The organism is Geodermatophilus obscurus, from assembly GCF_900143215.1.
GTDB classification, from domain to species: domain Bacteria; phylum Actinomycetota; class Actinomycetes; order Mycobacteriales; family Geodermatophilaceae; genus Geodermatophilus; species Geodermatophilus obscurus_A.
In genome coordinates this window covers 100,125-127,050 of sequence record NZ_FRDM01000008.1, presented here as the reverse complement: position 1 = coordinate 127,050, position 26,926 = coordinate 100,125, and the positions used below count along the sequence as shown (strand labels likewise).

Sequence of the window (26,926 nt, the reverse complement as noted above, 5' to 3'; positions counted from 1 at the left end):
GTCATCCGGCCGCGGGTCGTCCTGTCCCTACGCACCCCCCGTCCGGAGCACTCGACCACATGACCTCCACCCAGGTCCGTCCTAACAGCACCCCCCAGGTCGCCGTCAACGACATCGGCACCGCCGAGGACTTCCTCGCAGCGATCGACCAGACGATCAAGTACTTCAACGACGGCGACATCGTCGAAGGCGTCATCGTCAAGGTCGACCGGGACGAGGTGCTGCTGGACATCGGCTACAAGACCGAGGGCGTCATCCCCTCGCGCGAGCTGTCCATCAAGCACGACGTCGACCCCAACGAGGTCGTCAGCGTCGGCGACGAGGTGGAAGCCCTCGTCCTCCAGAAGGAGGACAAGGAAGGCCGCCTGATCCTGTCCAAGAAGCGCGCCCAGTACGAGCGCGCCTGGGGCACGATCGAGGCGAAGAAGGAAGCCGACGAGGTCGTCACCGGCACCGTCATCGAGGTCGTCAAGGGTGGTCTCATCCTCGACATCGGCCTGCGCGGGTTCCTCCCCGCCTCGCTGGTCGAGATGCGCCGCGTCCGCGACCTGCAGCCCTACGTGGGCCGCGAGCTCGAGGCGAAGATCATCGAGCTCGACAAGAACCGCAACAACGTCGTCCTCTCCCGCCGGCAGTGGCTGGAGCAGACCCAGTCCGAGGTCCGCAGCGAGTTCCTCAACAAGCTCGCCAAGGGCCAGGTCCGCACCGGCGTCGTCTCCTCGATCGTCAACTTCGGTGCCTTCGTGGACCTGGGTGGGGTCGACGGCCTGGTGCACGTCTCCGAGCTGTCCTGGAAGCACATCGACCACCCGTCCGAGGTCGTCGAGGTGGGCCAGGAGGTCACCGTCGAGGTGCTCGACGTCGACCTGGACCGCGAGCGGGTCTCGCTGTCGCTGAAGGCGACGCAGGAGGACCCGTGGCGTCAGTTCGCCCGGACCCACCAGATCGGCCAGGTCGTGCCCGGCAAGGTCACCAAGTTGGTGCCCTTCGGTGCGTTCGTCCGCGTCGACGAGGGCATCGAGGGCCTGGTGCACATCTCCGAGCTGGCCGAGCGCCACGTGGAGATCCCCGAGCAGGTCGTGCAGGTCGGCGACGAGATCCTCGTCAAGGTCATCGACATCGACCTCGACCGGCGCCGGATCTCGCTGTCGCTGAAGCAGGCCAACGAGGGCGTCGTCGGCGACGAGGAGCAGTTCGACCCCGCCGCCTACGGGATGGCCGCGTCCTACGACGAGCAGGGCAACTACATCTACCCCGAGGGCTTCGACCCGGAGACCGGCGAGTGGCTCGAGGGCTTCGACGAGGCCCGCGAGACGTGGGAGCGGCAGTACGCCGAGGCCCAGGCGCGCTTCGAGGCGCACCGCAAGCAGATCGCCGCGGCCCGCGAGGCCGACGCCGAAGCTGCGGCCGGGGGCAACTACTCCAGCGGTGAGGCGGAGGTCAGCGACACGTCGGGCGGCACCCTCGCCAGCGACGAGGCGCTGGCCGCGCTGCGGGCCAAGCTCGCCGGCGGCGAGTGATCCCCGCTCAGCGCAGCTGAGCAGCACCACTTGAGGCCGAGGCCCGGTACCCCGCGGGGTACCGGGCCTCGGTCGTCCCTCCCATCCCCGTGGAGGGACGCTTGTGCGGCCCCGTCCCGGGACGGGGTCCTTTCTCAGAGGCTGAGGATGATCGCGAACGCGGTGCGCGGGCGGGCGCCGCTGGTGGCGAGGAACTGCCAGGTGTGCCGGCCGGCCGGGGCGGTCGCCGACAGCCAGCGCAGGAACGCGTTGCGGGGACGGGCGCCGCCCGCGCGCTCCAGCCGCTCGCGGACCATCGGCAGGTCCGTGCACCGCACGCCGGCCGGGCGGTCGAGCCGGTGCCGACCGGGGCCGCGAGGGGTGGCGGTGGGGGTCGACGAGGGGGCGGCGTGCGCGGGACGGGACATGGTCGGTTCTGCCTCTCTGGGCGGGGAAGATCGCCGAGCAGAGAGTTGCCGATGGGACGCGTGTGACTGGAGCGACGCGCCGGACGGCGCGGGCGGGTGTTACCCGTCCGTGATCGTTCCCCGAGCGCTGGCTACGGTCCGTGTGTGCTGCGGATCGGGTTGACCGGCGGGATCGGATCGGGCAAGAGCACCGTGGCCGGGCTGCTCGCCGCCCGCGGCGCGCGGGTCGTGGACGCCGACCGCCTCGCCCGTGAGGTCGTCGAGCCGGGGACACCGGGACTCGAAGCCGTCGTCGCGGCGTTCGGCCGTGGGGTGCTCACTCCCGAGGGCGCCCTGGACCGTCCGGCCCTGGCCGCGGTCGTGTTCGCCGACCCCGACGCCCGCCGCCGGCTGGACGGCATCGTGCACCCGCTCGTCCGGGCGCGGGCCACCGAGCTGGTCGCTGCCGCGCCACCGGACGCGGTGGTGGTGCAGGACGTGCCGCTGCTCGTCGAGACCGGTCAGGCCGGCTCCTACGACCTGGTGCTCGTCGTGGAGGCCGACCTGGACACCCGCGTGCGGCGGCTGGTCGGCCGGGGGCTGTCCGAGGACGACGCCCGCGCGCGGATCGCCGCGCAGGCCAGTGACGAGCAGCGCCGGGCGGTGGCCGACGTCGTGCTGGACAACAGCGGCAGCGTCGAGGACCTCGAGGTGCAGGTGGAGCGCTTCTGGGCCGAGCGGGTGGCGCCTGCCCCCGGCTGACGGCGTACTCGCCGCGTGGTCGGTGATCCGTGGTCCCGGCGGCCTGCCTGCCCCGAGCCGGGTGCACGTGGCTGTGGCCGGGATCGGAGCGGGGCGGTCCCCGGACAGCAGCGAGGCCCGGATCCGCGGGACCCGGGCCTCTCCTGCCTGTGGGCGATACTGGGTTCGAACCAGTGACCTCTACCGTGTCAAGGTAGCGCTCTACCACTGAGCCAATCGCCCGATCCGGCCTGCTGGCCGGCCGCTCCACCGCACTCGGCGGTGGCCGAGGTGGAGACGGGATTTGAACCCGTGTAGACGGCTTTGCAGGCCGTTGCCTCGCCTCTCGGCCACTCCACCGCACACGGGCGCCGGTCTCGCGACCAGCGCCCGAGGTTCCGAGCGGACGACGGGATTCGAACCCGCGACCCTCACCTTGGCAAGGTGATGCTCTACCAACTGAGCCACGTCCGCGTTGCTGTCGTGCAGGGGGAACGATACCCGACCCGCGGAGGGGGGTTCACGGGGGTCCCCCGGTGGTCACCGACCCGTCGGGTCGGCGCCGCCGTTGGACAGCAGGGCGGCCAGTTCCCCGTCCACCTCGAGGACCGAGGACTCCTCGCCGAAGGGGACGACGCTGGCGGTCAGCTGCAGGAACCCGGCGACCGTGCCGCGGGAGACCTCGAACAGCGCCTCACCGGAAGGCGCGCGCAGGTGCAGGAAGAGGACGTCGCCCGAGGTACGTGACGGCCACAGCCGCACGTCACCCTCGCCCGCCGGCTGGTCGAGGGCGGCCTGGAGCAGGTCGCGGCCCACGAGCCAGGAGATGCCGTCCTCCTCGGCGTGGTCGCCGAAGGTGATCCGCACGGCGAAGGGGTCGCTGACCTCGTAGCTCAGCAGCGCGGGGACCTCTGTCCACGACTGCGGGCCGACGAGGTGCAGCGTCGTCGGACACGTGTACCCAGGCGTGGCGCGGTTGCTCATGTCTCCAACAACGACCTTCCCTGACCGAGGTGACGCCCGGGACTCATCGGGCGCATCGACCTCTGAGTGCCCCTTCCGGGCGCACCTGAACCGCGTCGCCCGCCTGTCGCGAAGACCGCGTGTGACGATGGGCCTCGTGAGCAGTCCGGGACGGCGCGTCGGGGACGGCCCCGCGGGCGCCGACCTCGTCCTGCGCATGCGCGCGGGCGACGGGAGCGCCGTCGACGAGCTCTACGACCGGTACAGCCGCCCGGCCTTCGCGCTCGCGCGGCGGATCCTCGCCGACGACGTCCTGGCCGAGGACGTGGTGCAGGACGTGTTCCTCAGCGTCTGGCGCGACCCGGGAGCCTTCGACGCCGCCCGTGGCTCCTTCTCCTCCTGGCTCCTGGCGATGGTCCACCACAAGGCCGTCGACGCCGTCCGCCGGGAGGAGTCTCACCGCCGTCGGCAGAGCCGGGCGGAGGAGGACCTGGTCCGCTCCACCCCGACGTCGTCCCGGGACGTGGAGGACGAGGCGTGGAGCAGGGTGGTGTCCGAGCAGGTGCGCGGCGCGCTGAGCGCACTGCCGGCTCCCCAGCGGGAGGCGCTCACCCTGGCCTACGACGGCGGCTACACACAGCGGGAGGTCGCGGCGTTGACCAGCACGCCGCTGGGCACGGTGAAGACGCGCATGCTCGCCGGGATGCGCCGGCTGCGGGAGGAGCTCGGCGGCGCCACGGGTGTCGCCCGGGGCGGCGCGCTCGGGGCGTCCGCGCCGGCGGACGGGACGAGCCGGTGAGCGCGCCCCAGGACCCGCGTCGCGGACCGCACGAGTCCTTCGACGAACTCGCCGTCGGGTGGGCGCTGCACGCGCTCGAGCCGGAGGACGAGGAGCTCTTCGCCGCGCACCTGCCCACCTGCTCCCGGTGCCGGCAGACGGTGGCCGAGACCACCGACGTCATGGGGGCCCTGGCCGGCGACCTGCCGCCTGCGGACCCTCCGGAGCGGCTGCGCGCCCGGCTGCGGGCCGCCGTGGAGGAGACCGCGCAGCTGCCCCGCCCGGCCGGCGACGGCGAGCGGACGGCGCAGCCGCTGCCGCCCGTCGCCGCGGACGCCCCCGCTCCCGGACGACAGCCCGAGGGCCGGCCGTCGGGGTCGCACCGGGCGCCGCTCCCGCTGGGCCCGGCGGGGCCGCAGCCCAGCTGGCGCCGCGTGCTGCCCAACGCCCTCGTGGCCGCCGCGGTCGCGGCGATCCTGGCCCTGGGCACCTGGAACGTGGTGCTCAGCTCGGCGCGGGAGGAGGCGCAGGCCACCGCCGCCGAGCAGGCCCGGCTGGTGGAGGCGCTGCTGACCCCCGGCCAGGCGACGATCGCGCCGATGGCGGCCGACGGCACGACGGTGGCCACCGTCGTCGCCCGCGATGACCAGGTGCAGGTGGTCTCCCAGGGCCTGGCGCCGAACGACGTGCAGGACCAGACCTACGTGGTGTGGGGGACCAACGCGGGCTCGGCCACACCGCTCGGCACCTTCGACGTCACGTCCCCGCAACCGGCCCTCTGGACCGTAGGCTCCGGGGCGTCCGGGCTGGACGGGTACACCGGCTATGCGGTGAGCCTCGAGCCCGGCCGGCAGGCTCCGCCGGAGCCGAGCGACATCGTGGCGTCCGGGGAGGTGCCCAGCTGAACGGTCCGGAGACGGTGACCCCGTCCGTCGCGGGTCAGGCCGGTGCCCCGGCGTCCGGTGCGCGGCGGGCCCACGCTGAGCACAGCCACCGCAGCCTGCGAGAGCGCGTCGCCACCACGCACTGGCGCCGGCGCCTGGCCGCCCGCCGTCCCCTCGACCACGGCTACCGCCTGGTCGTGGGCGCGGTCGGCGGCCTCGTCGTGGCCTTCGGGCTGGTCACCATCCCGCTGCCCGGGCCGGGCTGGCTCACCGTCATCACCGGGCTCTTCCTGCTGGCCACCGAGTTCACCTGGGCGGAGCGGCTGCTGGACTTCACGCGGCGGCACGTCCGGGCGTGGACCGAGTGGCTGGGCCGGCAGCGGGCGTGGGTGCGGGCGGCGGTCGCACTGGCCACCGCCGCCTTCGTCTACGGCGTCCTGGTGGTCGTGCTGCACGTCATGGGCGTCCCCGACTGGGTGCCGGGGTGGGTGCCACTCTGGCGCTGAGCGTCTGGCAGAATGGCTGCCGCAGGGGCGATTGGCTCAGTGGTAGAGCGCTTCGTTCACACCGAAGAGGTCACTGGTTCGAACCCAGTATCGCCCACCAGCACGAGAGGCCCGGGTCCACGGATCCGGGCCTCTCGTCGTCCGACAGTCAGGTGGTGGCCGGGCCGTAGGTCAGGTGGGCCACCCCGTTGCTGAGGCGCTCCACGTCGAGCAGCGACAGCTGCTGTGCGCTGCCCTCGGGGAAGAGCCGGATGCCGCTGCCGACGGCGAGTGGGTAGACGTACAGGTGCAGCTCGTCGACCAGGCCGTCGGCGAGCAGCGCGCGCACGAGCGTGGCGCTGCCGCTCACGTAGAGGTCGCCCTGCGCCTTGAGCTCGTGCACCCGGCCGGCGTCGTAGCCGCCGACCGCGGTGGAGTTGCGCCACGTCGACTCGGCGTCGGTCAGCGTCGCGGAGACGACGTACTTCGTCGTGTCGTTGAAGAACGGCGCGCCGGGGTCGTCCTCGGCGGTGCGGCCCGACCAGGCCGGCGCGAACATCTCGAAGGTGGTCCGGCCGAGCAGGATGCCCTGTGCCGGGGCCGTGAGCGCGCCGATGGACGCGGCCAGGTCGTCGGGGAAGCCGTAGTCCATCGTCCACATCGGGGCGTCGACGACCCCGTCGACGGTCGTGAACTCGTGCACCCTGATCGCGCCCATGACTGCTCCTCCGCGTCTGGTCCGGCCCGGCGGTCGCGGGTCCGGTGGTGGTCGTCGTCGAGGGAGACCTTCGTCGTACCGGTTCCTCATCGGTGGGCAGCGCGCCGTTCCGAGACGGTGCGGAGGTGCTCGACGGGGAGCCCGGTCCCGGCACGGAGCGTCCCCGAGGAGGACGATGGAGCAGATGTCCCGCCGCCGGTCGCCAGCCCCGCCCGTGCCCGTTCGTCCGCGCCGGCCGGGACGCGCTCAACGCCTCACCGAGGCCCTGGAGCGCGACGGCGACACCTGCATCTGGTGCGGCCGGGTCCTCGGCGGCCTGGTCCCGCCGACCACCGAGCACGTCATCCCCCGGCTCAAGGGCGGCCCGTCGTGGCCGGCCAACGAGGTCGCCGCCTGCCGTCGCTGCAACGCCGAGCGCGGGCACCGGGCGCCGGTGGACTGGCTCGAGGAGTGCGAGCGGCGCGGCTGGCAGCCCGACGCCGGCCGGCTGGCCCGGGCGCTCGACGCCCTGCAGGAGGCCATCGACCGCCAGGGTGGCCAGCGCCGCGCGCGGCCCTACCTGGACGCCCAGCGCCGCCGCCTGCGCCGCCGGCCGCCCGCCGCGACGGATCCACGTACGGTCGCCTCGTGACCGGAGCGGGCAGCGTCGTGCAGGTGAGCGTCTACCCGGTGAAGAGCCTGGCCGGGCGGACGGTGCGGGAGGCCGAGGTCGGCCCGGCGGGGCTGGTCGGCGACCGGGCCTGGACCGTCGTCGACGCCACGACGGGGGAGCGGGTGACGGTGAAGACCACCCCGCGGATGGCCGAGGTCGTCGCCACCGGGGACGACGAGGCCGACACGATCACCCTCACCGAGGTGCTGGGCCGGCCGGTGCGCCTGCAGCGGTCCGGCCAGCCGCAGGTGGACGCGGCTGCGGTGCACCTGGTCAGCCGCGGGGCGATCGCGCGCGCCGACGCCGGCGACGTCCCGGAGGGCTGCTCGGCCGACGATCCGCGCGCCAACCTGCTGCTGGACCTGCCCGAGGGCGAGGACGAGCGCTCGTGGGTCGGGCGCACCGTGCGCCTCGGCGAGGTCGAGGTGTCGGTCACCCGTACCCCCAAGCACTGCCTCGGGGTCTACGCCGAGGTGCGGCGGCCCGGGACGGTGCGGGTCGGGGACCGCGCCGAGGTCCTGCCGTCCTGATCCGGTCGGGCGGCGTCTCCGGGGGACCACGCACCGCGCACTAGGCTCGGGAGCGCCCGTTCGTCGACCCCGCAGGAGCCCCCGTGTCAGCCGCGCCCACCTCCGCCGCTCCCGCCCCGATCCGGGTGCCGGCCGGGACGACGGCCCAGGAGGCGCTGAGAGCGGCCGGCACCCCGCTCAAGGGGCCGGACGGCGCGGTCGTCGTCCGGGACCTGGCGACCGGCGACCTCAAGGACCTCGCCTGGGTCCCCGAGGGCGACGCCGAGGTCGAGCCGGTGCCCGCCGCCAGCCCCGAGGGCCGCGCGGTGATCCGGCACTCGGCCGCCCACGTGCTGGCCCAGGCCGTGCAGGACCTCTTCCCCGGCACCCGGCTGGGCATCGGCCCGCCGGTGGAGCACGGCTTCTACTACGACTTCGCCCCCGACCGGCCCTTCACCCCCGAGGACCTGCAGGCCCTCGAGAAGCGGATGACCGAGATCGTCCGGGCCGGCCAGTACTTCTCCCGCCGGGAGATCAGCGACGCCGACGCGCAGGCCGAGCTCGCCCACGAGCCGTTCAAGCTGGAGCTGATCGGCCTCAAGGGCGGCGAGGCTGCGTCCTCGGATGATGGCGCCTCCGTCGAGGTCGGCGGGGCGCAGCTGACCATGTACGACAACCGGGACGCCCGCACGGGCGACCTGGTCTGGACCGACCTGTGCCGCGGCCCGCACCTGCCGCGCACGTCGAACATCCCGGCCTTCTCCCTCACCCGGTCGGCGGCCGCCTACTGGCGGGGCAGCGAGAAGAACCCGCAGCTGCAGCGCATCTACGGCACCGCCTGGGAGAGCAGGGAGGCGCACAAGGCGTACCTGGAGCAGCTGGCCGAGGCCGAACGCCGCGACCACCGGCGCCTCGGCGTGGAGCTGGACCTGTTCAGCTTCCCCGACGAGATCGGCTCCGGGCTGCCCGTCTTCCACCCCAAGGGCGGGGTGGTCAAGCGGGAGATGGAGGACTACGTCCGCCGCCGGCACATCGAGGAGGGCTTCGACTACGTCGGCACGCCGCACATCAGCAAGCGCGGGCTGTTCGAGACCTCCGGCCACCTGCCGTACTACGCGGACACGATGTTCCCGCCGATGGAGTTCGAGAACACCGAGTACTACCTCAAGGCCATGAACTGCCCGATGCACAACCTGATCTTCAGGTCCCGCGGGCGGTCCTACCGGGAGCTGCCGCTGCGGCTGTTCGAGTTCGGATCGGTCTACCGCTACGAGAAGTCCGGCGTGATCCACGGGCTCACCCGGGTGCGCGGTTTCGCCCAGGACGACTCGCACAGCTACGTGACCCCCGAGCAGGCGCCCGGGGAGATCCGGCACCTGCTCGCCTTCGTGCTGGGCTTGCTGAGCGATTTCGGCCTGGACGACTACTACCTCGAGCTGTCCACCCGCGGCGACTCGGACAAGTTCATCGGCACCGAGGAGGAGTGGGCGGTGGCCACCGCCGTGCTCGAGGAGGCCGCCAAGGAGACCGGGCTGGAGCTGGTGCCCGACCCCGGCGGCGCGGCGTTCTACGGCCCGAAGATCTCCGTGCAGGCGCGGGACGCCATCGGCCGCACCTGGCAGATGTCGACCATCCAGTACGACTTCAACCAGCCGGCCCGCTTCGGCCTGGAGTTCAGCGCCTCCGACGGCACGCGGCAGCAGCCGGTGATGATCCACTCGGCGAAGTTCGGCTCGATCGAGCGGTTCATGGGCGTGCTCACCGAGCACTACGCCGGCGCCTTCCCGGCCTGGCTGGCCCCGGTGCAGGTCGTCGGCATCCCGGTCACCGACGAGCAGGTCGGCTACCTGCGCGACGTCGCCCTGCAGCTGCGGGCCCGGGGCATCCGCGTGGAGATCGACGACTCCGACGACCGCATGCAGAAGAAGATCCGCACCGCCAGCAAGCAGAAGACCCCCTTCGTGCTCATCGCCGGGGCGACCGACGCCGAGGCCGGCGCGGTCTCCTTCCGCTTCCGCGACGGCAGCCAGCACAACGGCGTGCCGGTCGAGAAGGCGGTGGCCGCCGTCGCCGAGTGGATCGCGAGCCGGGCGAACACCGACCCGACCGCCGAGGCGCTGGTGGCCGGATGAGCACCGAGTCGGAGGAGGCTTCCCGGATCGCCGTCTCCCGTGACGACGGCGGCCCGGCCACGGTCTTCGAGCACCTGTGGACGCCGTACCGGATGGCCTACATCCGCGGCGAGGGCAAGCCCACCGGTGCGCACGACTGCCCGTTCTGCCTGATCCCGCAGATGGACGACGAGGAGGGGCTCGTCGTCGCGCGCGGCGAGCACGTCTTCGCCGTCCTCAACCTGTACCCGTACAACGCCGGGCACCTGATGCTCGTGCCCTACCGGCACGTGCCGGACTACACCGACCTGACGGCGGCCGAGGTCGCCGAGCTCGGGGGGTTCACGCAGACGGCCATGCGGGTCGTGCGCGCGGTGTCCGGGGCGCACGGCTTCAACATCGGCATGAACCAGGGCTCGGTCGCCGGCGCCGGCATCGCCGACCACCTGCACCAGCACGCCGTGCCGCGGTGGGGCGGGGACACCAACTTCATGCCGGTCATCGGGTTGACCCGCGTGCTGCCGCAGGTGCTGCGGGAGACCCGGGCGCTGCTGGCCCAGCACTGGCCGGACGGCCGGCCCGTCCCGGAGGCCTGAGGTGCTCGGCGTCAACGCACGCGCCGCGGTGGGCCGGTTCTGGGCGCCGGTCGTGGCCCGGCTCGCCCGGGCCGGGGTCACCCCCGACGCGGTCACGCTGGTCGGCACGCTCGGCGCGATCGCCGGCGCCGTCGGGCTGATCGCGACCGGGCAGCTGTTCTGGGGCGCGTTCACCGTCACCGTCTTCGTACTCCTGGACATGCTGGACGGCGCGCTGGCCCGGGCCCGCGGCGGCGGCTCGGCGTTCGGCGCGGTGCTGGACTCCACCGGCGACCGCGCGGCCGATGCGGCGATCTTCGGCGCGCTGGTCTGGTGGTTCTCCGGGGCCGGCGACAACCGGCTCATCGTGCTGCTGGCGCTGCTGTGCCTGGTGCTCGGCGTGCTCACCTCCTACGTCAAGGCCAGGGCCGAGGGCATGGGGCTGACCTGCGACGTCGGCGTCGTGGAGCGCACCGAGCGGCTGATCCTCGTGCTGGTCGGCACCGGGTTCCTCGGCCTGGGCATCCCCTACGCGCTGCACGTCGCGCTGTGGGTGCTCACCGTGGGCAGCGCGGTCACCGTCGCCCAGCGGTTCGTCGCCGTCCACCGGCAGGCCCGCGGCCGGGCCCTGCCCACTCCACCGCCGTCGACCCCGCCGCCCCCGGGCCTGCTGCTGTGACCGACGCGCCCGGGGTGGACACAGGCACGGCGACCCCGCGCGTTCCCGGGCTGCGGCTGGTCCCGGGCGATCCGGGGCGGCGCGCCCGAGCCACGGCACGGCTCACCGATCTGGGCTACGCCGCCGGCTGGAGCGCGGTGAAGGCGCTGCCCGAGCCGGTGGCCCGGGGCGCCTTCGACGCCGCCGGCCGCTGGGCCGCCGCGCGCGAGGGCCGCGGGGTGCGGCAGCTGCGCGCCAACCTCCGCGTCGCCACCGGGGGCCGGCTCGACGAGGAGGCGCTCCACGAGCTGACCGTGCGGGGCGTGTGCTCCTACGCCCGCTACTGGCAGGAGGCGTTCCGGCTGTCGCGGCTGGGTGTGCAGCGGATCCTCGACGGCACCGAGCTGCCCGGCCGCGAGCACCTGCAGCGGGCCCGCGACGAGGGCCGGGGGCTGATCGTCGCGCTGCCGCACAGCGGCAACTGGGACGTCGCCGGCGTCTGGTTGGTCGACTTCCTGGACGGGCCCTTCATGACCGTCGCGGAGCGGCTGCGGCCCGAGTCCCTCTACCGGCGGTTCCTGGAGTTCCGCGAGACGCTCGGCATGCGGGTCGTGCCGCTCACCGGCGGGCCCCGCCCCAGCTCGGCCGTGCTGCGCGAGTGGCTGGAGAGCGGCGGCATGATCTGCCTGCTGGTCGACCGGGACCTCGGCTCCGGCGGCGTGCCGGTGGACCTCTTCGGCCGCCGGACGACCATGCCGGGCGGGCCCGCGCTGCTGGCCGCGCAGACCGGCGCCGCCCTGCACCCGGCGGTGTCGCACTTCACCGAGACCGGCTGGCGGCACGTCGTCTCCCCCGAGGTCCCGGTGGATGGGCCCGGCCGGCTGCGCGAGCGCGTCAGCACCGCCATGCAGGACGTGGCCGACGTCTTCACCGCTGGCATCGCCGAGCACCCCGAGGACTGGCACGTCCTCGGCCGCGTCTGGGACGACGTCCCGCCCGATCCGCCCCGGCGGGGGCGCGGCTGATGCGCATCGGGCTGGTCTGCCCCTACCCGTGGGACGTCCCCGGCGGCGTGCAGTACCACGTGCGGGACCTGGCGGAGACGCTGCGCGGCCTGGGCCACCACGTCGAGGTGCTGACCCCCGCGGAGCGGGAGGAGTCCCTCCCGGCCGAGCACGCGACCTGGGCCGGGCGCGCCGTGCCGGTGCCGTACAACGGCTCGATGGCCAGCCTGCAGCTCGGGCCGGTCAGCGCCACCCGCGTGCGGCGCTGGCTGCGGGAGGGCCACTTCGACGTCGTCCACGTGCACGAGCCGGCGACGCCCTCGGTCTCGTTGGTGGTCTGCATGGTCGCCACCGGCCCCGTCGTGGCCACGTTCCACGCCGCCACGACCCGCTCCAAGTGGCTGGCTGCCGTCGGCCCCCTCATCCGCCCGTGGCTGGAGAAGATCTCCGGACGCATCGCGGTGTCGGACTTCGCCCGCCGGGTGCAGGTCGAGCACCTCGGCGGCGACGCGGTGATCATCCCCAACGGCGTGCACGTCGCGGCCTTCGCGGAGGGGCCCTCGCTGCCCGGCCGCACCCGCGGCGTCGACGGGCCGACGATCGGCTTCCTCGGCCGCTACGACGAGCCGCGCAAGGGCCTCCCGGTGCTGCTCGAGGCGATGCGCACCGTCGTCCGCCGGCACCCCGGCGCCCAGCTGCTCATCGCCGGCCGCGGCGACCCCGAGGCCGTCCGTGAGCTGGTCGGGGACGACCTCGCTCCGCACGTGTCGCTGCTCGGTGAGCTCAGCGAGGCGGAGAAGGGCGCGTTCCTGCGGTCGGTGGACGTGTACTGCGCGCCCAACCTGCTGGGGGAGTCCTTCGGGATCGTCCTCATCGAGGCCATGGCCGCCGGGGCCCCGATCGTGGCCAGTGACCTCGACGCCTTCGCCGCCGTGCTGGGGGACGGCGCGGCCGAGGGGCTGGTGCGCCGCGGCGACGCCCGCGACCTCGCCCGCGCCCTGTCCGACCTGCTCGCGGATCCGGAGCGCCGGGCGCGGCTGTCCGACACCGGCCGGCGGGTCGCCGCGGAGTACGACTGGTCGGTGGTGGCCCGCCGCGTGCTCGCCGTCTACGAGACCGTCGTCCTGCCCGGCAGCGGCGCGGTCACCGCGTCGGACGACGAGCCGGCCGACCTGGCCACCGTCCCGGGTGACGTCCCGACCCGGTCGGCCCTGCGGCGGTGGGTGCAGCGCTAGCCTGACCCGTCGTGACACCCGACGTCTGGCTGCTGCTCACCGCCGCCGTCGTCCTGCTGCTGGCGGCCTGGGTGACCTGGACCCTCACCCGGCTGGGCCGGCTGGAGGCGCGCGTCGCGCGGACCTGGACCGTCCTGGACACCCAGCTGGCGCGGCGCGCCGAGCTGGCCGAGGAGCTGGCCCGCGATCACGCCGCCGCGGTGGGGGAGGAGCGGGCCGCCCGGTTGCGGGCGTGCGTCCGCGAGGTCCGCGCCCCGCGGACCGGTGACCGGGAGCTGGTCGAGAACGCCCTGGGCCGCGAGCTGCGCGAGCTCCCGGCCGACCTGCCGGGCGTGCCGACCGCGCTGCGTGCCGACCTGGCGGGGACGGCGACCCGCATCGGCCTGGCCCGGCGCTTCTACAACGACGCCGTCCGCGACACCTCCGCGCTGCGCACCCGGCGGCTGCCCACCCTGCTGCGGCTGCACGCCTCCCGTCCGGTGCCGCGGTTCTTCGACATCGAGGACGACCTGCGCGAGGTCACGGGCAGCGCCGCCGGGGGTGGCCGTGGGCGCCCGTAGCATCGGGAGCCCCTCCCCGACGTCCGAGACCGAGGCAGTCCCCGTGACAGAGCACAGCGCGTCCGCACCCGGCACCAGCACCACCGGGACCATGGCCGTCAAGCGCGGCATGGCCGAGCAGCTCAAGGGCGGCGTCATCATGGACGTCGTCACCCCCGAGCAGGCGCGCATCGCCGAGGACGCCGGCGCGGTCGCGGTCATGGCCCTCGAGCGGGTGCCCGCCGACATCCGCGCCCAGGGCGGCATCGCGCGGATGAGCGACCCGGACATGGTCCAGGACATCATCGACGCGGTCTCCATCCCGGTCATGGCCAAGGCCCGGATCGGGCACTTCGTCGAGGCCCAGGTGCTGCAGAGCCTCGGGGTCGACTACATCGACGAGTCCGAGGTGCTCACCCCGGCCGACGAGGCGCACCACATCGCCAAGAGCGGGTTCACCGTGCCCTTCGTGTGCGGCGCGACCGACCTGGGCGAGGCGCTGCGGCGGATCGCCGAGGGCGCGGCGATGATCCGCTCCAAGGGCGAGGCCGGCACCGGGAACGTCGTCGAGGCCGTGCGGCACGTGCGGGCCATCCGCGCCGGCATCCGCAGGCTGGGCACCCTCGACGAGACCGAGCTGTTCGTCGCGGCCAAGGAGCTGCGGGCCCCGCACGCACTGGTCGCCGAGGTCGCCCGGCTCGGCAAGCTGCCGGTCGTGCTGTTCACCGCCGGCGGCATCGCCACCCCCGCGGACGCCGCGATGATGATGCAGCTGGGCGCCGAGGGCGTCTTCGTCGGCTCGGGCATCTTCAAGTCCGGCGACCCCGCGCAGCGGGCCGCGGCCATCGTGGAGGCCACCACGTTCTCCGACGACCCCGACGTGATCGCCAAGGTCTCCCGCGGGCTGGGTGAGCCGATGGTCGGCATCGACGTCGCCACGCTGCCGGACAGCCAGCGGTACGCCACCCGAGGCTGGTGACCTCCCCCCAGAGGGTGATCTCCTCGATCCGTCCGGCACGGGCTCCTACGCTCGGTCCGTGACCGCCTCCCTGGCAGACCCCCCTGCCGCCGGCACCCGGCCGGCGCTCGTTCCCGGGGAGCGGGTCGGTGGTCTCGACGTCGCCCGCGGCATCGCCGTCCTCGGCATGTTCGCCGCCCACCTGGGTGACACCGGCGAGCTCGGCTGGAGCCCGTCCACCTGGACGGCGCTGGTCGACGGCCGGCCGTCGATCCTGTTCGCCACGCTGGCCGGCGTCTCCATCGCGCTGCTCTCCGGGGGCCGCACCACGGCGACCGGCCGGGAACTGGCCCGGGCCCGCAGCCGCATCCTCGTCCGCGCCGCCTGGGTGTTCGCCATCGGCGGCGTCCTGGAGCTGCTGGACACCGACATCGCGGTGATCCTCGGCGTCTACGCGGCGCTCTTCGGGCTCGCGCTGCCCTTCCTGACCTGGCCGCCGGCACGGCTGCTGCTGGCCGCTGGCGTCGTCGCCCTGGCTGCGCCGCCGCTCACCCTCGCGGTCGGCCGGTACGCCACCGAGCTGGACGAGGAGGGCAACGCCTTCACGTTCCTGATGTTCACCGGCTACTACCCCGCGGCGGTCTGGCTGGCCTTCGTGCTGGTCGGCCTGGCGGTGGGCCGCCTCGACCTGCGGACGGCGCGGGTGCGTGCGGTGCTGGTCGTGGGCGGGACCGGCGCCGCGGTCCTGGGGTACCTCGGCGGCTGGATGAGCACCCGGCAGCTCGCACCGGGACAGGACCTGGACGGGATCGAGGCCGGTTTCGGCACCTCCGGCACGTGGGACCCGGCCTGGTTCGCCGGCGCTCAGCCGCACACGTCGACCACGTTCGAGGTGGTCGGCTCCGGCGGCGTCGCGGTCGCCGTCATCGGGGTGTGCCTGGTGGTCGCCGACCTGTTGCCGCGGCTGACGTACCCGCTGGCCTCCGTGGGCGCGCTCGCCCTCACCGTCTACTCCGCGCAGATCGTCGCCATCCGGGTGCTGGCCGCCGGCAACGACGACTGGGGGACCTGGGCCGCGTTCACCCTCACCGCCCTGGTGCTGGCCACGGTCTGGCGGCTCCAGCTGGGCCGCGGCCCGCTGGAACGGCTGCTGACCTGGAGCTCGCGGCGGGCAGCCGGGCCGTGAGCTGCGGGCCGTAGCCTGGTCCCTCGTGTCGAGGGAGCCCGTCGTCGGTGTGCTGGCCCTGCAGGGCGACGTCCGGGAGCACCTCGCGACGCTGACCGAGCTCGGTGCCGAGGCGGTGACCGTGCGCCGTCCCGAGGAGCTGGCCGAGGTCGACGCCCTCGTCGTCCCCGGTGGGGAGTCGACCACCATGGCCAGGCTGGCCACGCGGTTCGGGCTGCTGGGACCGCTGCGCGACGCGGTGGCCGGCGGGCTGCCGGTGTACGGCTCCTGCGCCGGGATGATCATGCTGGCCGACCGGCTGCTGGACGCCCCGGCCGACCAGGTCACCGTCGGGGGGCTGGACGTGACGGTGCGCCGCAACGCCTTCGGCCGGCAGGTGGACTCCTTCGAGTCGCAGGTCGAGATCGACGGCGTGGCCGGCGGTCCGGTGCACGCCGTCTTCATCCGGGCGCCGTGGGTGGAGCAGGCAGGGGAGGGCGTGCAGGTCCTCGGCCGGGTCGTCGGCGGACCCGCCGACGGTAGGATCGTCGCGGTCCGCCAGGGGAACCTGCTGGCCACCAGCTTCCACCCCGAACTGACCGGGGACCGCCGGGTGCACGCGCTGTTCGTGGAGATCGTCCGCCGTCACCTGGCCGAGCAGGCCGGCGTGGACGCCGGGAACGAGAGGGGCACTTCGTGAGCGAGCTTGCGAGCTCAGCGGCGGGCACAGGAGCGGGGCCGCGAACGCGGCCGACGAGCGCCAGCGAGGAGGATTCGTGAGCGGCCACTCCAAGTGGGCGACGACCAAGCACAAGAAGGCCGGGATCGACGCCAAGCGCGGCAAGCTCTTCGCCAAGCTGATCAAGAACATCGAGGTCGCGGCGCGCACCGGCGGCGGTGACCCGGGGGGCAACCCGACGCTGTTCGACGCCATCCAGAAGGCGAAGAAGAGCTCGGTGCCCAACGACAACATCGACCGCGCGGTCAAGCGGGGCGCCGGTCTGGAGGCCGGTGGCGTCGACTACCAGACGATCACCTACGAGGGCTACGCGGCCGGCGGGGTCGCCGTCCTCATCGAGTGCCTGACCGACAACAGGAACCGGTCGGCCATGGAGGTGCGCACCGCGATGACCCGCAACGGCGGGTCGATGGCCGACCCCGGCTCGGTGTCCTACCTGTTCTCCCGCAAGGGCGTCATCGTGGTGCCGAGGTCCGACGCGGTCGACGAGGACACCGTGCTCATGGCGGTGCTCGACGCCGGCGCCGAGGAGGTCCGCGACCAGGGCGACAGCTTCGAGGTCGTGTGCGAGCCCACCGACCTGGTCGCCGTGCGCACCGCCCTGCAGGACGCCGGCATCGACTACGACTCGGCCGACGCCGGTTTCGTGCCCAGCGTCTCCGTCGAGCTCGACGAGGAGGCCGCGGGCAAGGTGTTCCGGCTGATCGACGCGCTCGAGGACTGCGACGACGTGCAGAACGTCTACGCCAACTACGACGTCCCCGACGAGGTGCTCGAGAAGATCTAGCACTCCCTCGCCCCTGCCACGGGAGGCCCCGTCCTGCCCCCCACGGGCTCGGGGCGGCGCCCTGGACGGGGCCGGCGGCGGGCTCCCGCGAGGGGGCCGTGCCCGCACGTCCGCTCGCGCGGGCGTGTCGCGTCGTCCCGTCGCCCCGGACGGCTACCGTGGGTCGAACACCAGTTCGGCTGACGGCAGGAGGCGCCTCCATGCGGGTGCTCGGTATCGACCCGGGCCTCACCCGGTGCGGCTGGGGGGTGGTCGACGGCCGCCCCGGCGCGCGGCCGACCGCGGTCGGCGTGGGGGTCGTGCGCACCGCTGCAGAGCTCGACCTCGAGTTGCGGCTGCTGGAGCTGCACACCGCCGTCACCGCGTTGCTGCGCGAGCACCGCCCCGACGTCGTGGCGATCGAGCGGGTCTTCACCCAGAACAACAAGGGCACCGCCACGGGGACGGCGCAGGCCGCGGGCGTGGCCGCGCTGGCCGCCGCGCAGGCCGACCGGCCGGTCGCCTGGCACACCCCGAGCGAGGTCAAGGCCGCCATCTCCGGCAGCGGCCGCGCGGACAAGGAGCAGGTCACCCTGATGGTCACCCGGGTGCTGGGGCTCGCGGCGGCCCCCAAGCCGGCCGACGCCGCCGACGCGCTGGCGCTCGCGGTCTGCCACGCCTGGCGCGGGCCGGCGCAGCAGCGGCTCCGGGTGGCCGCGCTGGCGGGCGGGATCGGCGCGCCGGTGGTGCGGCGGACGCTGCCGCGCTGGCAGGGGGTGTCCCGGTGAGCACACTGCTGACCGGTGTGCCGCCCCGCGGCTGCGCGGCGAGCCCGACGGGGGTGCGACGGTGATCGCGAGCGTGAACGGCCGGGTGGCCGCGGTGTCGCCGGACGGCGCGGTGGTCGAGGTCGGCGGAGTCGGTCTGGCGGTGCAGTGCACGCCGGGCACCATCGCCCGGCTGCAGGTGGGGGAGAGCGCGCGGCTGGCGACCAGCCTGGTGGTGCGCGAGGACTCGCTGACCCTCTACGGCTTCGCCGACGACGACGAGCGCCAGCTGTTCGAGCTGCTGCAGACGGCGAACGGCGTGGGACCGCGGCTGGCGCAGGCCGTGCTCGCCATCCACCCGCCGCGCGAGGTGCGCCGGGCGGTGTCGATGGCCGACGTCAAGGCGCTCATGCAGGTCCCCGGCATCGGCAAGAAGGGCGCCGAGCGGCTGATCCTCGAGCTGCGCGACCGGCTCGGCGTCACCTCGACCGACACCCAGCTCGACGGCGCCGCCCCCGCGGGCCTGCCGGCGGTCACCCCCGTCACCCCGTGGCGCGACCAGCTGGCCTCGGCCCTGGTCAGCCTGGGCTGGACGGGCAAGGAGGCCGACGCGGCGATCGTCCAGCTCGCCCCGCTGGCCGACGAGCAGGTCACCGCCACCGGCTCGGTCGAGGTGGCCGTCCTGCTGCGCCAGGCGCTGCGCCTGCTGGGCCGATCGTGAGCGGCTGGGTGACCGTGCCGGCTCCGCCGGCGCTGAGCGAGCGGGTGATCCGATGAGCAGCCCCTTCGACCGCGGGTTGCCCGCCGAGCCGGCGGAGGGCCTCACGCGCGACTTCTCGGTGTCGGCGGCAGCCGGGGACGAGGAGCGGGTCGTCGAGTCGGCCCTGCGGCCGCACTCGCTCACCGACTTCATCGGCCAGCCCAAGGTGGCCCGCCAGCTGGAGCTGGTCCTCGAGGGCGCCAAGCGGCGCGGCCGCCCGCCGGACCACGTGCTGCTCTCCGGCCCGCCCGGCCTCGGCAAGACCAGCCTGGCGCTGATCATCGGCTCCGAGCTCGGGACGGCGGTGAAGATCACCAGCGGCCCGGCGATCGAGCGCTCCGGTGACCTCGCCGCGATGCTGTCCAACCTGGCCCCGGGCGACGTGCTCTTCATCGACGAGATCCACCGCATCGCCCGTCCGGCCGAGGAGCTCCTCTACATGGCGATGGAGGACTTCCGGGTCGACGTCGTCGTCGGCAAGGGGCCGGGGGCCACCGCGATCCCGCTGGAGATCAACCCCTTCACCCTGGTCGGGGCCACCACCCGCGCCGGGCTGCTCACCGGGCCGCTGCGCGACCGGTTCGGCTTCGTCGGGCAGATGGAGTTCTACGAGCCGGCCGAGCTGGAGCGGGTGCTGGCCCGCAGCGCCGCGCTGCTGGGTGTCGAGCTCACCGCGGACGGCTCGGCGGAGATCGCCGGCCGGTCCCGCGGCACGCCGCGCATCGCCAACCGGCTGCTCCGCCGGGTGCGCGACTACGCGGAGGTGCGCGCCGACGGGCGGGTGACCCGGGCGGTCGCCGAGGCCGCGCTCGCGCTCTACGACGTCGACGAGCTGGGCCTGGACCGGCTGGACCGGGCGGTGCTCGACGCGCTGGTCACCAAGTTCGGCGGCGGTCCGGTGGGCGTCGCCACCCTCGCGGTGGCCGTGGGGGAGGAGCCGCACACCGTGGAGGAGGTGTGCGAGCCGTTCCTCGTCCGCGCCGGCCTGCTGGCCCGCACCCCCCGCGGGCGGGTGGCCACCGAGGCGGCCTGGCACCACCTGGGCCAACCGGTGCCGCGCGGCGGCGTCCCCCTCGGTCGGGTCACAGCCGACCCACAGGCCCCGGGTTCGTCGTCAGAGACGTTGTTCGACGCCTAGACTGCGGAGCGCTGGCGCGCAACTCGTCCGGCGTCGCCGCGCGTGGCCCGCTCGGCTGCCCGGATGTCCCCGCGCCGCAGCCGACGCACCCGACGCGGCCCCGTCCCGGGCCGCACCCACCGCGGCCCGTACGGCGCGGTAGAGAGGCACATCTGTCGTGGAGTTGTTCCCGCTCGTCATCCTGGTCCTGGCCTTCGTGCTGCTCATCGTGCTCCCGGCGCGGCAGCGCAAGAAGATCCAGGAGCAGCAGCGGACGCTGCAGGAGTCGCTGACCCTGGGCACCCCGGTCATGACGACGGCCGGCATGCACGGCACCGTCGCCGCGCTCGGTGAGGGCACCGTGGACCTGGAGATCGCCCCCGGCGTGGTGGTCACCTTCGCCCGGCAGGCGGTCCTCGAGATCCGCAAGCCCGCGGTGGCCGGCCCGGCCGACGGTCCGGTGCTGCCCGGGGACGACGCGGACGGCGGCCCGGCCGACCGCACCCGCTGACCCGGAGCCGCCCCGTGGCCCAGCGCACGCTGCCCGCCCGCCGGTACTTCGGCGCCTTCCTGCTCGTCGTCGCCGTCCTGTACGGCCTCGTCTTCCTCACCGGAGACACCCGCACCCCGCAGCTCGGCCTCGACCTGCGCGGCGGGACGACGGTCACCCTCGCCGCGGCCACGCCCGACGGCCAGGCCCCCGACCCCACCGAGCTGGAGCTGGCCCGCCAGATCATCGAGCAGCGGGTCAACGGCCTCGGCGTCGCGGAGGCCGAGGTGGTGACCGAGGGCGACTCGAACATCGTCATCTCGGTCCCCGGGGACGACGGCGAGCAGGCGCGCGAGCTGGGCCAGACCGCCCAGCTGCGCTTCCGCCCGGTCATCCAGGGCCCCGAGCCGGCCACCCCGGCCGCCGAGGAGACCCCGGCAGGGGAGTCGGCCGCGCCCGCCGACCCCGCCACGCCGTCTGACCCGGCGGCGCCCGCCGACCCCGCCACGCCGTCCGACGGCGCCGTCGCCGACCCCTCGCTGCCCGAGCCCGGGGCCCCGCCGGTCACCCAGGAGCAGGCCGCGGCGGAGTACGCCACGCTCACCTGCGATCCGGAGGACACCACCCCCGAGGTCGACCTGCCGGAGAGCTACGTCGCCGCGTGCACCGAGGACGGGTCGGCCAAGTACCTGCTCGGCCCGGCGATCATCGAGGGCACCCAGGTCGCCGACGCCAGCGCCGGCACCCAGCAGGGCACCGGTGAGTGGGTCGTCCTGCTGGACTTCGACCGCGACGCCGAGGCCACCTGGGCGGCCTACACCGCGGCCAACGTCGGCAACAACGTCGCCTTCACCCTCGACGGCCGGGTCATCTCCGCACCCACCATCCAGGTGGCGATCACCAGCAACCCGACCACCATCAGCGGCTCCTTCGACCAGGAGAGCGCCGAGGAGCTGGCCAACCAGCTGCGCTACGGCGCGCTGCCGCTGACCTTCACCCAGGCGACCGCGCAGTCCATCTCCACCGAGCTGGGCGCCGAGCAGCTGCAGGCCGGCCTGATCGCCGGCGCCATAGGCATCGCGCTGGTGTTCCTCTACGCGCTGCTCTACTACCGGCTGCTCGGCCTGGTGATGATCGCCAGCCTGGTGCTGTCGGCGGTGGTCGTCTACGGCGTCCTGGTGGTGCTGGGCCGGCAGATCGGCTTCACGCTCAGCCTCGCCGGCATCGCCGGGTTCATCGTGTCGCTGGGCATCACCGCGGACTCGTTCGTCGTGTACTTCGAGCGGCTCAAGGACGAGATCCGCGAGGGCCGCACCCTGCGCTCGGCCGTGCCGCGCGCGTGGGTCCGCGCCCGCCGCACGATCCTCTCGGCCGACGCGGTCAGCTTCCTGGCCGCGGCGATCCTCTACGTGCTGGCGATCGGCGACGTCAAGGGCTTCGCCTTCACGCTGGGCATGTCGACGGTCCTGGACCTGGTCGTCGTCTTCCTCTTCACCCACCCGCTGATGGCTGTGCTGGCCCGCTACCGCGTCTTCGGCAGCAGCCGCTTCTCCGGCCTGGGCGGCAGCCTCGACCGCCCGCGCCCGGCTGCGAGCCGCCGTCCTCCCCGGGATCGCGAGCTCGTCGCCACCGGCGCCGGCCGCACCGCGCAGGACAGGAGCGACGCATGACCGGCCGCGATCCCCGACCGGGCGCCGACGAGCTGCCCGTGGGCACCGATGCCGACGAGGCGGCCGCCGCCGGCAGCGCCACCGACGACGCCGCCGCGGCCGCCGACGAGACCGCGCTGGACGCGGCCGGCCTGCCCCGCGAGGGCGGGACCAGCCGGCGTCCACGGCACCGCGGCTCCCTGTCGCACCGGCTCTACAACGGCGAGGCCGGGCTGGACGTCGTCGGCCGCAGCCGGCTGATCTACCGGGTCACCGCGGTGGTGGTCCTGCTGTGCATCGCCGCCATGGTCTTCCGGGGGTTCAACTTCGGCATCGACTTCGCCGGCGGCAACAGCCTGCGGCTGCCGGGGAGCACCGAGCAGCTCGCCGAGGTGCGGGAGGCCGCGGAGGACGCCGGAGCCGAGGTCGCCTCGGCCCAGGTCGTCGGCGGCAACGCCCTGTTGCTGCGCACCGGCGCGCTGGACAACGAGACCGAGCGCGCGGTCGTCGACGCGGTCGCGGCCGCGGCCGGCGTCGAACCGTCCCAGGTCAGCCCCGAGGCGGTCAGCCCGGAGTGGGGCCAGGACATCACCCGCCAGGCGCTGGTCGCCCTCGCCGTCTTCCTCGTCGCGGTCGTGCTGTTCCTGGCGGTCCGCTTCCAGCCGAAGATGGCGGTCGGTGCGATCGCGGCGCTGGTGCACGACATCGTCGTCACGGCGGGGGTCTACGCGCTCGTCGGCTTCGAGGTGACGCCCTCGACGGTGATCGGGTTCCTCACCATCCTCGGCTTCTCGCTCTACGACACCGTCGTCGTCTTCGACAAGGTCGACGAGAACGTCAAGGACCTGGACAAGTCGGCGCGGATGACCTGGGGCGAGGCGGCCAACCTGGCGGTCAACCAGACCCTGATGCGCTCGATCAACACCTCGGTGATCGCGCTGCTCCCGGTGGCCGGCCTGCTGTTCGTGGGCGCCGGGCTGCTCGGCGTCGGGACGCTCAAGGACCTGGCCCTGGTGCTGTTCGTGGGTCTGGCCGCGGGCGCCTACTCCTCGATCTTCCTGGCCACGCCGATCGTCGCGGACCTCAAGGAGCGCGAGCCGGAGGTGCAGGCGCTGCGCCGTCGGGTGCTCGCCCGCCGGTCCTCCCAGGCGCGGCAGGGCGGGGACCGGCGAACGGGTGCCGGTCCGGTCGCCAGCGCCCGCCGCGGGGGCGGCGCCGCCCCGCGGACGGCCGGGGTCGCGCTCGCCGAGCGCGAGCTGGACCTCGGCCCGGCGCAGGCCGACGTCGTGGTCGAGTCGCCGGAGTCGGTGCGTCCCGACGCGCGGCCGTCCCCCCGCAGCGGTGCGACCGCCGCGCCGCGACCCGGCGCCCGTCCGCAGTCGGGCACCCGCCGCTCCGGCGGCCGTAGGCGCCGGTGAGCGCCGCCACCGAGGCGGGCGGTCTGCCGCTGGACGAGCTCATCGCCTCGCTCGCCGTCGACATCCCGGACTTCCCGCAGCCCGGGGTCGTCTTCCGCGACCTCACGCCGGTGTTCGCCGACGGGGCCGCCTTCCGCCGGATGGTCGAGGGGCTGGCCGCCCCGACCCTCGTGGACCCCCGCGCGGCCGCGCTCGCCACCCCGGGCACCGGCGACCCCGGCTTCGACGTCGTCGTCGGCGTCGAGGCCCGCGGCTTCCTGCTCGCCGCCGCGGTGGCGCTGCAGGCCGGCGTGGGCGTGGTGCCGGTCCGCAAGGCCGGCAAGCTGCCGCGCGAGCGGCTCTCGGCGGACTACGCGCTCGAGTACGGCACCGCGACCCTCGAGGTGCACACCGACTCCCTCACCCCGGGGCAGCGGGTGCTGCTGGTCGACGACGTGCTGGCCACCGGCGGCACCCTGGCCGCCAGCGTGTCGCTCATCGAGGGGCTCGGCGGTGTCGTGGTGGCGGTGTCGGTGGTCATCGAGCTGACCGACCTCGCCGGGCGGCAGCAACTGGCGCCGCACACCGTGCACGCGCTCTGGACCACCTGAGAGGTAGGTGACCCCGGACGGGGTCGCGAGCAGGGGCTTCCCGTCTAGCATGGGGAGGGTCACCCGTCCAACGGCTGAGCAGGAGTCGCCATGGGCCCCGACGCCGCCACCAACGTGGCTGCCGCGCGGCCCGACGCGCCGGCCCTGCCGGGCGGGGACAGGGCGCCGGCCCTGCCGGGCGGGGACAGGGCGCCGGCCCTGCCGGGCGGGGACAGGGCGCCGGCCCTGCCGGGCGGGGACAGGGCGCCGGCTCCGCCGGGCGGGGACGGGGCGCCAGCTCCGCCGGGCGGGGACGGAGCGCCGGCCCCGCCCCCGGGTACCAGCGCCGCCGACGGAGCCGATCGCCCGCCACTGCCGAGCCGCCCGCTGGTCCGCCGTCCCGACGACGTGGACACCGAGCCCCCCGGCGAGCACGACACGCACGGCGGCGCACCCCGGCGCCGAGTGCGCGACCGGCTGGCCCGGCGCATCGTCGCCGGCCAGCGCAGCACCGTGGTCCGCCCGGTGCTCGAGCCGCTCGCGGTGCTCCACCGGCAGAGCCACCCCAAGGCCGACCTCGCCCTCCTCCAGCGGGCTTACGACGTCGCCGAGGCCGCGCACGAGACGCAGAAGCGCAAGAGCGGCGACCCCTACATCACCCACCCGCTGGCCGTGGCCACCATCCTGGCCGGGCTGGGCATGGACACCACCACGCTGGTCGCGGCGCTCCTGCACGACACGGTCGAGGACACCGGCCAGACGCTGGAGTCGATCAGCGAGGCGTTCGGCCCCGAGGTCGCCCACCTGGTCGACGGCGTCACCAAGATCGACCGGGTCAAGCTGGGGGACGCCGCCCAGGCCGAGACGATCCGCAAGATGATCGTAGCGATGGCCCGCGACCCCCGGGTGCTGGTCATCAAGCTCGCCGACCGGCTGCACAACATGCGCACACTGCGCTTCCTCCCGCCGGAGAAGCAGGAGAAGAAGGCGCGCGAGACGCTGGAGATCCTCGCCCCGCTGGCCCACCGGCTGGGTATGAACACGATCAAGTGGGAACTCGAGGACCTCGCGTTCGCCACCCTCTACCCCAAGCGCTACGACGAGATCGTGCGGCTGGTCGCCGAGCGGGCGCCGTCGCGGGACACCTACCTCGCCGAGGTCACCGCGGCGGTCACCGACCAGCTGAAGACGGCCGGCATCGAGGCCGTCGTCACCGGCCGGCCCAAGCACTACTACTCGATCTACCAGAAGATGATCGTCCGCGGCCGGGACTTCACCGACATCTGGGACCTCGTCGGCATCCGGATCCTGGTCGACTCGGTCCGCGACTGCTACGCGGCGCTGGGCATCATGCACGCGCACTGGCAGCCGGTGCCCGGCCGGTTCAAGGACTTCGTCGCGATGCCGAAGTTCAACATGTACCAGTCGCTGCACACGACGGTGATCGGGCCGCAGGGCAAGCCGGTCGAGCTGCAGATCCGCACGCACGACATGCACCGCACCGCCGAGTACGGCATCGCCGCGCACTGGAAGTACAAGGAGAAGGCGAGGCCCGGCGGCAAGACCGGTGACGGCGGGTCCCGGGGCGCCAAGACCGGCTCGCCCGACGACATGCTGTGGCTGCGCCAGCTGCTGGACTGGCAGCGAGAGGCGCAGGAGCCCGGCGAGTTCCTGGAAACCCTGCGCTACGACCTCGGTCCGCAGGAGGTCTTCGTCTTCACGCCCAAGGGCGACGTGGTGAGCCTGCCGGGGAACGCCACCCCGGTGGACTTCGCCTACGCGGTGCACACCGAGGTCGGGCACCGGTGCATCGGCGCCCGCGTCAACGGCACGCTGGTCTCGCTGGACAGCAAGCTCGGCAACGGCGACGTCGTCGAGATCTTCACCTCCAAGTCGCCGACCGCCGGGCCGTCGCAGGACTGGCTGGCGTTCGTCGGTTCGTCCCGCGCGCGCACCAAGATCCGCCAGTGGTTCACCAAGGAGCGCCGCGAGGACGCCGTCGAGGCGGGCAAGGAGGCGCTGACCCGGGCGATGCGCAAGGCGGGCCTGCCGCTGCAGCGGCTGCTCCGCGACGACGCGCTGGCCACCCTGGCCAAGGACCTGCGCTACGCCGACGTGACCGCGCTGTACGCCGCGGTGGGGGAGAACCAGATCTCCGCCTCGTCGATCGTCGAGAAGCTCATCGCCGCGCTGGGCGGCGCCGAGGGCGCGGCCGAGGACATCGCCGAGACGACCATCCCGATGCGCCGCCCGGTGCACCGCCGCTCCGCCGGCGGCGACCCGGGCATCGTCGTCCACGGCATGACCGACGTGTGGGCCAAGCTCGCCAAGTGCTGCACCCCGGTACCCGGTGACGCCGTCCTGGGTTTCGTGACCCGCGGTGGTGGGGTGAGCGTGCACCGCACCGACTGCACCAACGCCGCCGACCTCGAGCGCAAGCCCGAGCGCCTCGTCGAGGTCGAGTGGGCCTCGCAGCCGGGCTCGGTGTTCCTGGTGGCCATCCAGGTGGAGGCGCTGGACCGGCACCGGCTGCTCTCCGACGTCACCAAGGCGCTGGCCGACGAGCGGGTGAACATCCTGTCGGCGTCGGTCCAGACCAGCCGCGACCGCGTGGCCATCAGCAGGTTCACCTTCGAGCTGGCCGACCCGGCGCACCTGGGCGCGGTGCTGCAGACGGTGCGCAACGTCGAGGGCGTCTTCGACGTCGAGCGCGTCACCGCCTAGCGGCGAGATCGGCGATCGCGCACGCCTGGTGGTCCCGAACGGGGTG

The 26,926-nt window shown here is 74.2% G+C and carries 28 protein-coding genes and 4 tRNA genes; 26 read left to right on the top strand and 6 right to left on the bottom strand.

Annotated features, from left to right (window positions below):
• Nucleotides 1-59 precede the first annotated feature (59 nt).
• Complete coding sequence (rpsA, locus tag BUB17_RS10445) at nt 60-1,520, top strand: 30S ribosomal protein S1 (protein WP_072917623.1); 1,461 nt, start codon at nt 60-62, stop codon at nt 1,518-1,520.
• 134 nt (nt 1,521-1,654) lie between these two features.
• On the opposite strand, the gene BUB17_RS10440 is transcribed toward rpsA, so the two are convergent.
• Nucleotides 1,655-1,927: a hypothetical protein gene (locus BUB17_RS10440; protein WP_072917621.1), complete on the bottom strand. Its 273-nt coding sequence runs from the start codon at nt 1,925-1,927 to the stop codon at nt 1,655-1,657.
• A gap of 144 nt (nt 1,928-2,071) precedes the next feature.
• Between BUB17_RS10440 and coaE the strand changes: the two genes are divergently transcribed.
• Nucleotides 2,072-2,668: a dephospho-CoA kinase gene (gene coaE / locus BUB17_RS10435; RefSeq protein WP_072917618.1), complete on the top strand. Its 597-nt coding sequence runs from the start codon at nt 2,072-2,074 to the stop codon at nt 2,666-2,668.
• Nucleotides 2,669-2,818: 150 nt separating this feature from the next.
• Here coaE and BUB17_RS10430 read toward each other — a convergent pair.
• The 4 genes from BUB17_RS10430 to BUB17_RS10415 all read right to left on the bottom strand — a co-directional run bounded on the left by BUB17_RS10430 (nt 2,819) and on the right by BUB17_RS10415 (nt 3,631).
• Nucleotides 2,819-2,890: transfer RNA gene (locus tag BUB17_RS10430), tRNA-Val, on the bottom strand.
• Between the two features lie 46 nt (nt 2,891-2,936).
• Nucleotides 2,937-3,007 (bottom strand) — tRNA-Cys (locus BUB17_RS10425).
• A gap of 41 nt (nt 3,008-3,048) precedes the next feature.
• Nucleotides 3,049-3,121, bottom strand: a tRNA-Gly gene (locus tag BUB17_RS10420).
• Between the two features lie 66 nt (nt 3,122-3,187).
• The gene (locus BUB17_RS10415) at nt 3,188-3,631 is read right to left on the bottom strand and encodes an SsgA family sporulation/cell division regulator (protein ID WP_072917615.1); all 444 of its coding nucleotides are present in this window, start codon (nt 3,629-3,631) and stop codon (nt 3,188-3,190) included.
• Nucleotides 3,632-3,758: 127 nt separating this feature from the next.
• Between BUB17_RS10415 and BUB17_RS10410 the strand changes: the two genes are divergently transcribed.
• The 4 genes from BUB17_RS10410 to BUB17_RS10395 all read left to right on the top strand — a co-directional run bounded on the left by BUB17_RS10410 (nt 3,759) and on the right by BUB17_RS10395 (nt 5,878).
• On the top strand, nt 3,759-4,409 hold the full coding sequence (locus BUB17_RS10410; RefSeq protein ID WP_083606240.1) for a sigma-70 family RNA polymerase sigma factor: 651 nt from the start codon (nt 3,759-3,761) through the stop codon (nt 4,407-4,409).
• Entirely contained in the window at nt 4,406-5,293 is an 888-nt protein-coding gene (locus BUB17_RS10405; RefSeq protein WP_072917610.1) for an anti-sigma factor domain-containing protein, read from the top strand. The genes BUB17_RS10410 and BUB17_RS10405 overlap by 4 nt, the downstream gene beginning before the upstream one ends.
• Before the next feature lie 14 nt (nt 5,294-5,307).
• Complete coding sequence (locus BUB17_RS10400) at nt 5,308-5,778, top strand: TIGR02611 family protein (RefSeq protein ID WP_083606239.1); 471 nt, start codon at nt 5,308-5,310, stop codon at nt 5,776-5,778.
• Nucleotides 5,779-5,803: 25 nt separating this feature from the next.
• A tRNA-Val gene (locus tag BUB17_RS10395) sits at nt 5,804-5,878 on the top strand.
• Between the two features lie 48 nt (nt 5,879-5,926).
• On the opposite strand, the gene BUB17_RS10390 is transcribed toward BUB17_RS10395, so the two are convergent.
• Nucleotides 5,927-6,475 (bottom strand): dihydrofolate reductase family protein, encoded by a 549-nt coding sequence (locus tag BUB17_RS10390; RefSeq protein ID WP_072917607.1) that lies wholly within the window; start codon nt 6,473-6,475, stop codon nt 5,927-5,929.
• A gap of 175 nt (nt 6,476-6,650) precedes the next feature.
• Here BUB17_RS10390 and BUB17_RS10385 point away from each other — a divergent pair, with 175 nt between their 5' ends.
• From BUB17_RS10385 to BUB17_RS10290, 20 genes are all read left to right on the top strand, one after another.
• The gene (locus BUB17_RS10385) at nt 6,651-7,106 is read left to right on the top strand and encodes an HNH endonuclease (RefSeq protein ID WP_083606238.1); all 456 of its coding nucleotides are present in this window, start codon (nt 6,651-6,653) and stop codon (nt 7,104-7,106) included.
• Nucleotides 7,103-7,657: an MOSC N-terminal beta barrel domain-containing protein gene (locus BUB17_RS10380; protein ID WP_072917604.1), complete on the top strand. Its 555-nt coding sequence runs from the start codon at nt 7,103-7,105 to the stop codon at nt 7,655-7,657. Before BUB17_RS10385 ends, BUB17_RS10380 begins: the two co-directional genes overlap by 4 nt.
• A gap of 83 nt (nt 7,658-7,740) precedes the next feature.
• Nucleotides 7,741-9,768 carry a threonine--tRNA ligase gene (gene thrS, locus BUB17_RS10375; RefSeq protein ID WP_072917601.1) on the top strand — a complete coding sequence of 676 codons (2,028 nt, stop codon included), beginning with the start codon at nt 7,741-7,743 and terminating at the stop codon, nt 9,766-9,768.
• A complete protein-coding gene (locus BUB17_RS10370) occupies nt 9,765-10,343 on the top strand; it encodes an HIT family protein (protein WP_072917598.1) in 579 nt (192 codons plus the stop codon). The genes thrS and BUB17_RS10370 overlap by 4 nt, the downstream gene beginning before the upstream one ends.
• 1 nt (nt 10,344) lies before the next feature.
• Nucleotides 10,345-11,001, top strand: a complete 657-nt coding sequence (gene pgsA, locus BUB17_RS10365) for a phosphatidylinositol phosphate synthase (protein WP_072917596.1) — start codon at nt 10,345-10,347, stop codon at nt 10,999-11,001.
• A 14-nt stretch (nt 11,002-11,015) separates the two neighbouring features.
• On the top strand, nt 11,016-12,005 hold the full coding sequence (locus BUB17_RS10360) for a phosphatidylinositol mannoside acyltransferase (RefSeq protein WP_244277119.1): 990 nt from the start codon (nt 11,016-11,018) through the stop codon (nt 12,003-12,005).
• Nucleotides 12,005-13,219, top strand: coding sequence for a glycosyltransferase family 4 protein (locus BUB17_RS10355; RefSeq protein ID WP_072917592.1), 1,215 nt, complete (start codon nt 12,005-12,007; stop codon nt 13,217-13,219). Before BUB17_RS10360 ends, BUB17_RS10355 begins: the two co-directional genes overlap by 1 nt.
• A gap of 11 nt (nt 13,220-13,230) precedes the next feature.
• Nucleotides 13,231-13,779, top strand: coding sequence for a LemA family protein (locus BUB17_RS10350; protein WP_072917589.1), 549 nt, complete (start codon nt 13,231-13,233; stop codon nt 13,777-13,779).
• A 43-nt stretch (nt 13,780-13,822) separates the two neighbouring features.
• Complete coding sequence (pdxS, locus tag BUB17_RS10345) at nt 13,823-14,737, top strand: pyridoxal 5'-phosphate synthase lyase subunit PdxS (protein WP_280173870.1); 915 nt, start codon at nt 13,823-13,825, stop codon at nt 14,735-14,737.
• A gap of 58 nt (nt 14,738-14,795) precedes the next feature.
• Nucleotides 14,796-15,902: a heparan-alpha-glucosaminide N-acetyltransferase domain-containing protein gene (locus BUB17_RS10340; RefSeq protein ID WP_208983361.1), complete on the top strand. Its 1,107-nt coding sequence runs from the start codon at nt 14,796-14,798 to the stop codon at nt 15,900-15,902.
• Nucleotides 15,903-15,927: 25 nt separating this feature from the next.
• The gene (pdxT, locus tag BUB17_RS10335) at nt 15,928-16,581 is read left to right on the top strand and encodes a pyridoxal 5'-phosphate synthase glutaminase subunit PdxT (protein WP_072917587.1); all 654 of its coding nucleotides are present in this window, start codon (nt 15,928-15,930) and stop codon (nt 16,579-16,581) included.
• 76 nt (nt 16,582-16,657) lie between these two features.
• A complete protein-coding gene (locus BUB17_RS10330) occupies nt 16,658-17,407 on the top strand; it encodes a YebC/PmpR family DNA-binding transcriptional regulator (RefSeq protein ID WP_072917584.1) in 750 nt (249 codons plus the stop codon).
• Nucleotides 17,408-17,607: 200 nt separating this feature from the next.
• Nucleotides 17,608-18,174, top strand: coding sequence for a crossover junction endodeoxyribonuclease RuvC (gene ruvC / locus BUB17_RS10325; protein ID WP_072917581.1), 567 nt, complete (start codon nt 17,608-17,610; stop codon nt 18,172-18,174).
• A gap of 61 nt (nt 18,175-18,235) precedes the next feature.
• Entirely contained in the window at nt 18,236-18,874 is a 639-nt protein-coding gene (ruvA, locus tag BUB17_RS10320) for a Holliday junction branch migration protein RuvA (protein ID WP_072917577.1), read from the top strand.
• Between the two features lie 52 nt (nt 18,875-18,926).
• Entirely contained in the window at nt 18,927-20,051 is a 1,125-nt protein-coding gene (ruvB, locus tag BUB17_RS10315) for a Holliday junction branch migration DNA helicase RuvB (RefSeq protein ID WP_072917573.1), read from the top strand.
• A gap of 157 nt (nt 20,052-20,208) precedes the next feature.
• Nucleotides 20,209-20,541: a preprotein translocase subunit YajC gene (gene yajC, locus BUB17_RS10310; protein WP_072917569.1), complete on the top strand. Its 333-nt coding sequence runs from the start codon at nt 20,209-20,211 to the stop codon at nt 20,539-20,541.
• Between the two features lie 14 nt (nt 20,542-20,555).
• A complete protein-coding gene (gene secD / locus BUB17_RS10305; protein ID WP_072917567.1) occupies nt 20,556-22,190 on the top strand; it encodes a protein translocase subunit SecD in 1,635 nt (544 codons plus the stop codon).
• A complete protein-coding gene (gene secF, locus BUB17_RS10300; protein ID WP_072917564.1) occupies nt 22,187-23,587 on the top strand; it encodes a protein translocase subunit SecF in 1,401 nt (466 codons plus the stop codon). Before secD ends, secF begins: the two co-directional genes overlap by 4 nt.
• On the top strand, nt 23,584-24,177 hold the full coding sequence (locus BUB17_RS10295) for an adenine phosphoribosyltransferase (protein WP_072917562.1): 594 nt from the start codon (nt 23,584-23,586) through the stop codon (nt 24,175-24,177). Before secF ends, BUB17_RS10295 begins: the two co-directional genes overlap by 4 nt.
• A 387-nt stretch (nt 24,178-24,564) precedes the next feature.
• Nucleotides 24,565-26,880: a RelA/SpoT family protein gene (locus BUB17_RS10290; protein WP_072917768.1), complete on the top strand. Its 2,316-nt coding sequence runs from the start codon at nt 24,565-24,567 to the stop codon at nt 26,878-26,880.
• Nucleotides 26,881-26,926 lie beyond the last annotated feature (46 nt).

Bases quoted from the DNA above. Each gene is read 5' to 3' on its own strand.
- rpsA (WP_072917623.1), top strand. From the start codon at position 60: ATGACCTCCACCCAGGTCCGTCCTAACAGCACCCCCCAGGTCGCCGTC.
- BUB17_RS10440 (WP_072917621.1), bottom strand. From the start codon at position 1,927: ATGTCCCGTCCCGCGCACGCCGCCCCCTCGTCGACCCCCACCGCCACC.
- BUB17_RS10415 (WP_072917615.1), bottom strand. From the start codon at position 3,631: ATGAGCAACCGCGCCACGCCTGGGTACACGTGTCCGACGACGCTGCAC.
- BUB17_RS10410 (WP_083606240.1), top strand. From the start codon at position 3,759: ATGGGCCTCGTGAGCAGTCCGGGACGGCGCGTCGGGGACGGCCCCGCG.
- BUB17_RS10390 (WP_072917607.1), bottom strand. From the start codon at position 6,475: ATGGGCGCGATCAGGGTGCACGAGTTCACGACCGTCGACGGGGTCGTC.
- BUB17_RS10385 (WP_083606238.1), top strand. From the start codon at position 6,651: ATGGAGCAGATGTCCCGCCGCCGGTCGCCAGCCCCGCCCGTGCCCGTT.
- BUB17_RS10370 (WP_072917598.1), top strand. From the start codon at position 9,765: ATGAGCACCGAGTCGGAGGAGGCTTCCCGGATCGCCGTCTCCCGTGAC.
- BUB17_RS10355 (WP_072917592.1), top strand. From the start codon at position 12,005: ATGCGCATCGGGCTGGTCTGCCCCTACCCGTGGGACGTCCCCGGCGGC.
- ruvC (WP_072917581.1), top strand. From the start codon at position 17,608: ATGCGGGTGCTCGGTATCGACCCGGGCCTCACCCGGTGCGGCTGGGGG.
- ruvB (WP_072917573.1), top strand. From the start codon at position 18,927: ATGAGCAGCCCCTTCGACCGCGGGTTGCCCGCCGAGCCGGCGGAGGGC.
- secF (WP_072917564.1), top strand. From the start codon at position 22,187: ATGACCGGCCGCGATCCCCGACCGGGCGCCGACGAGCTGCCCGTGGGC.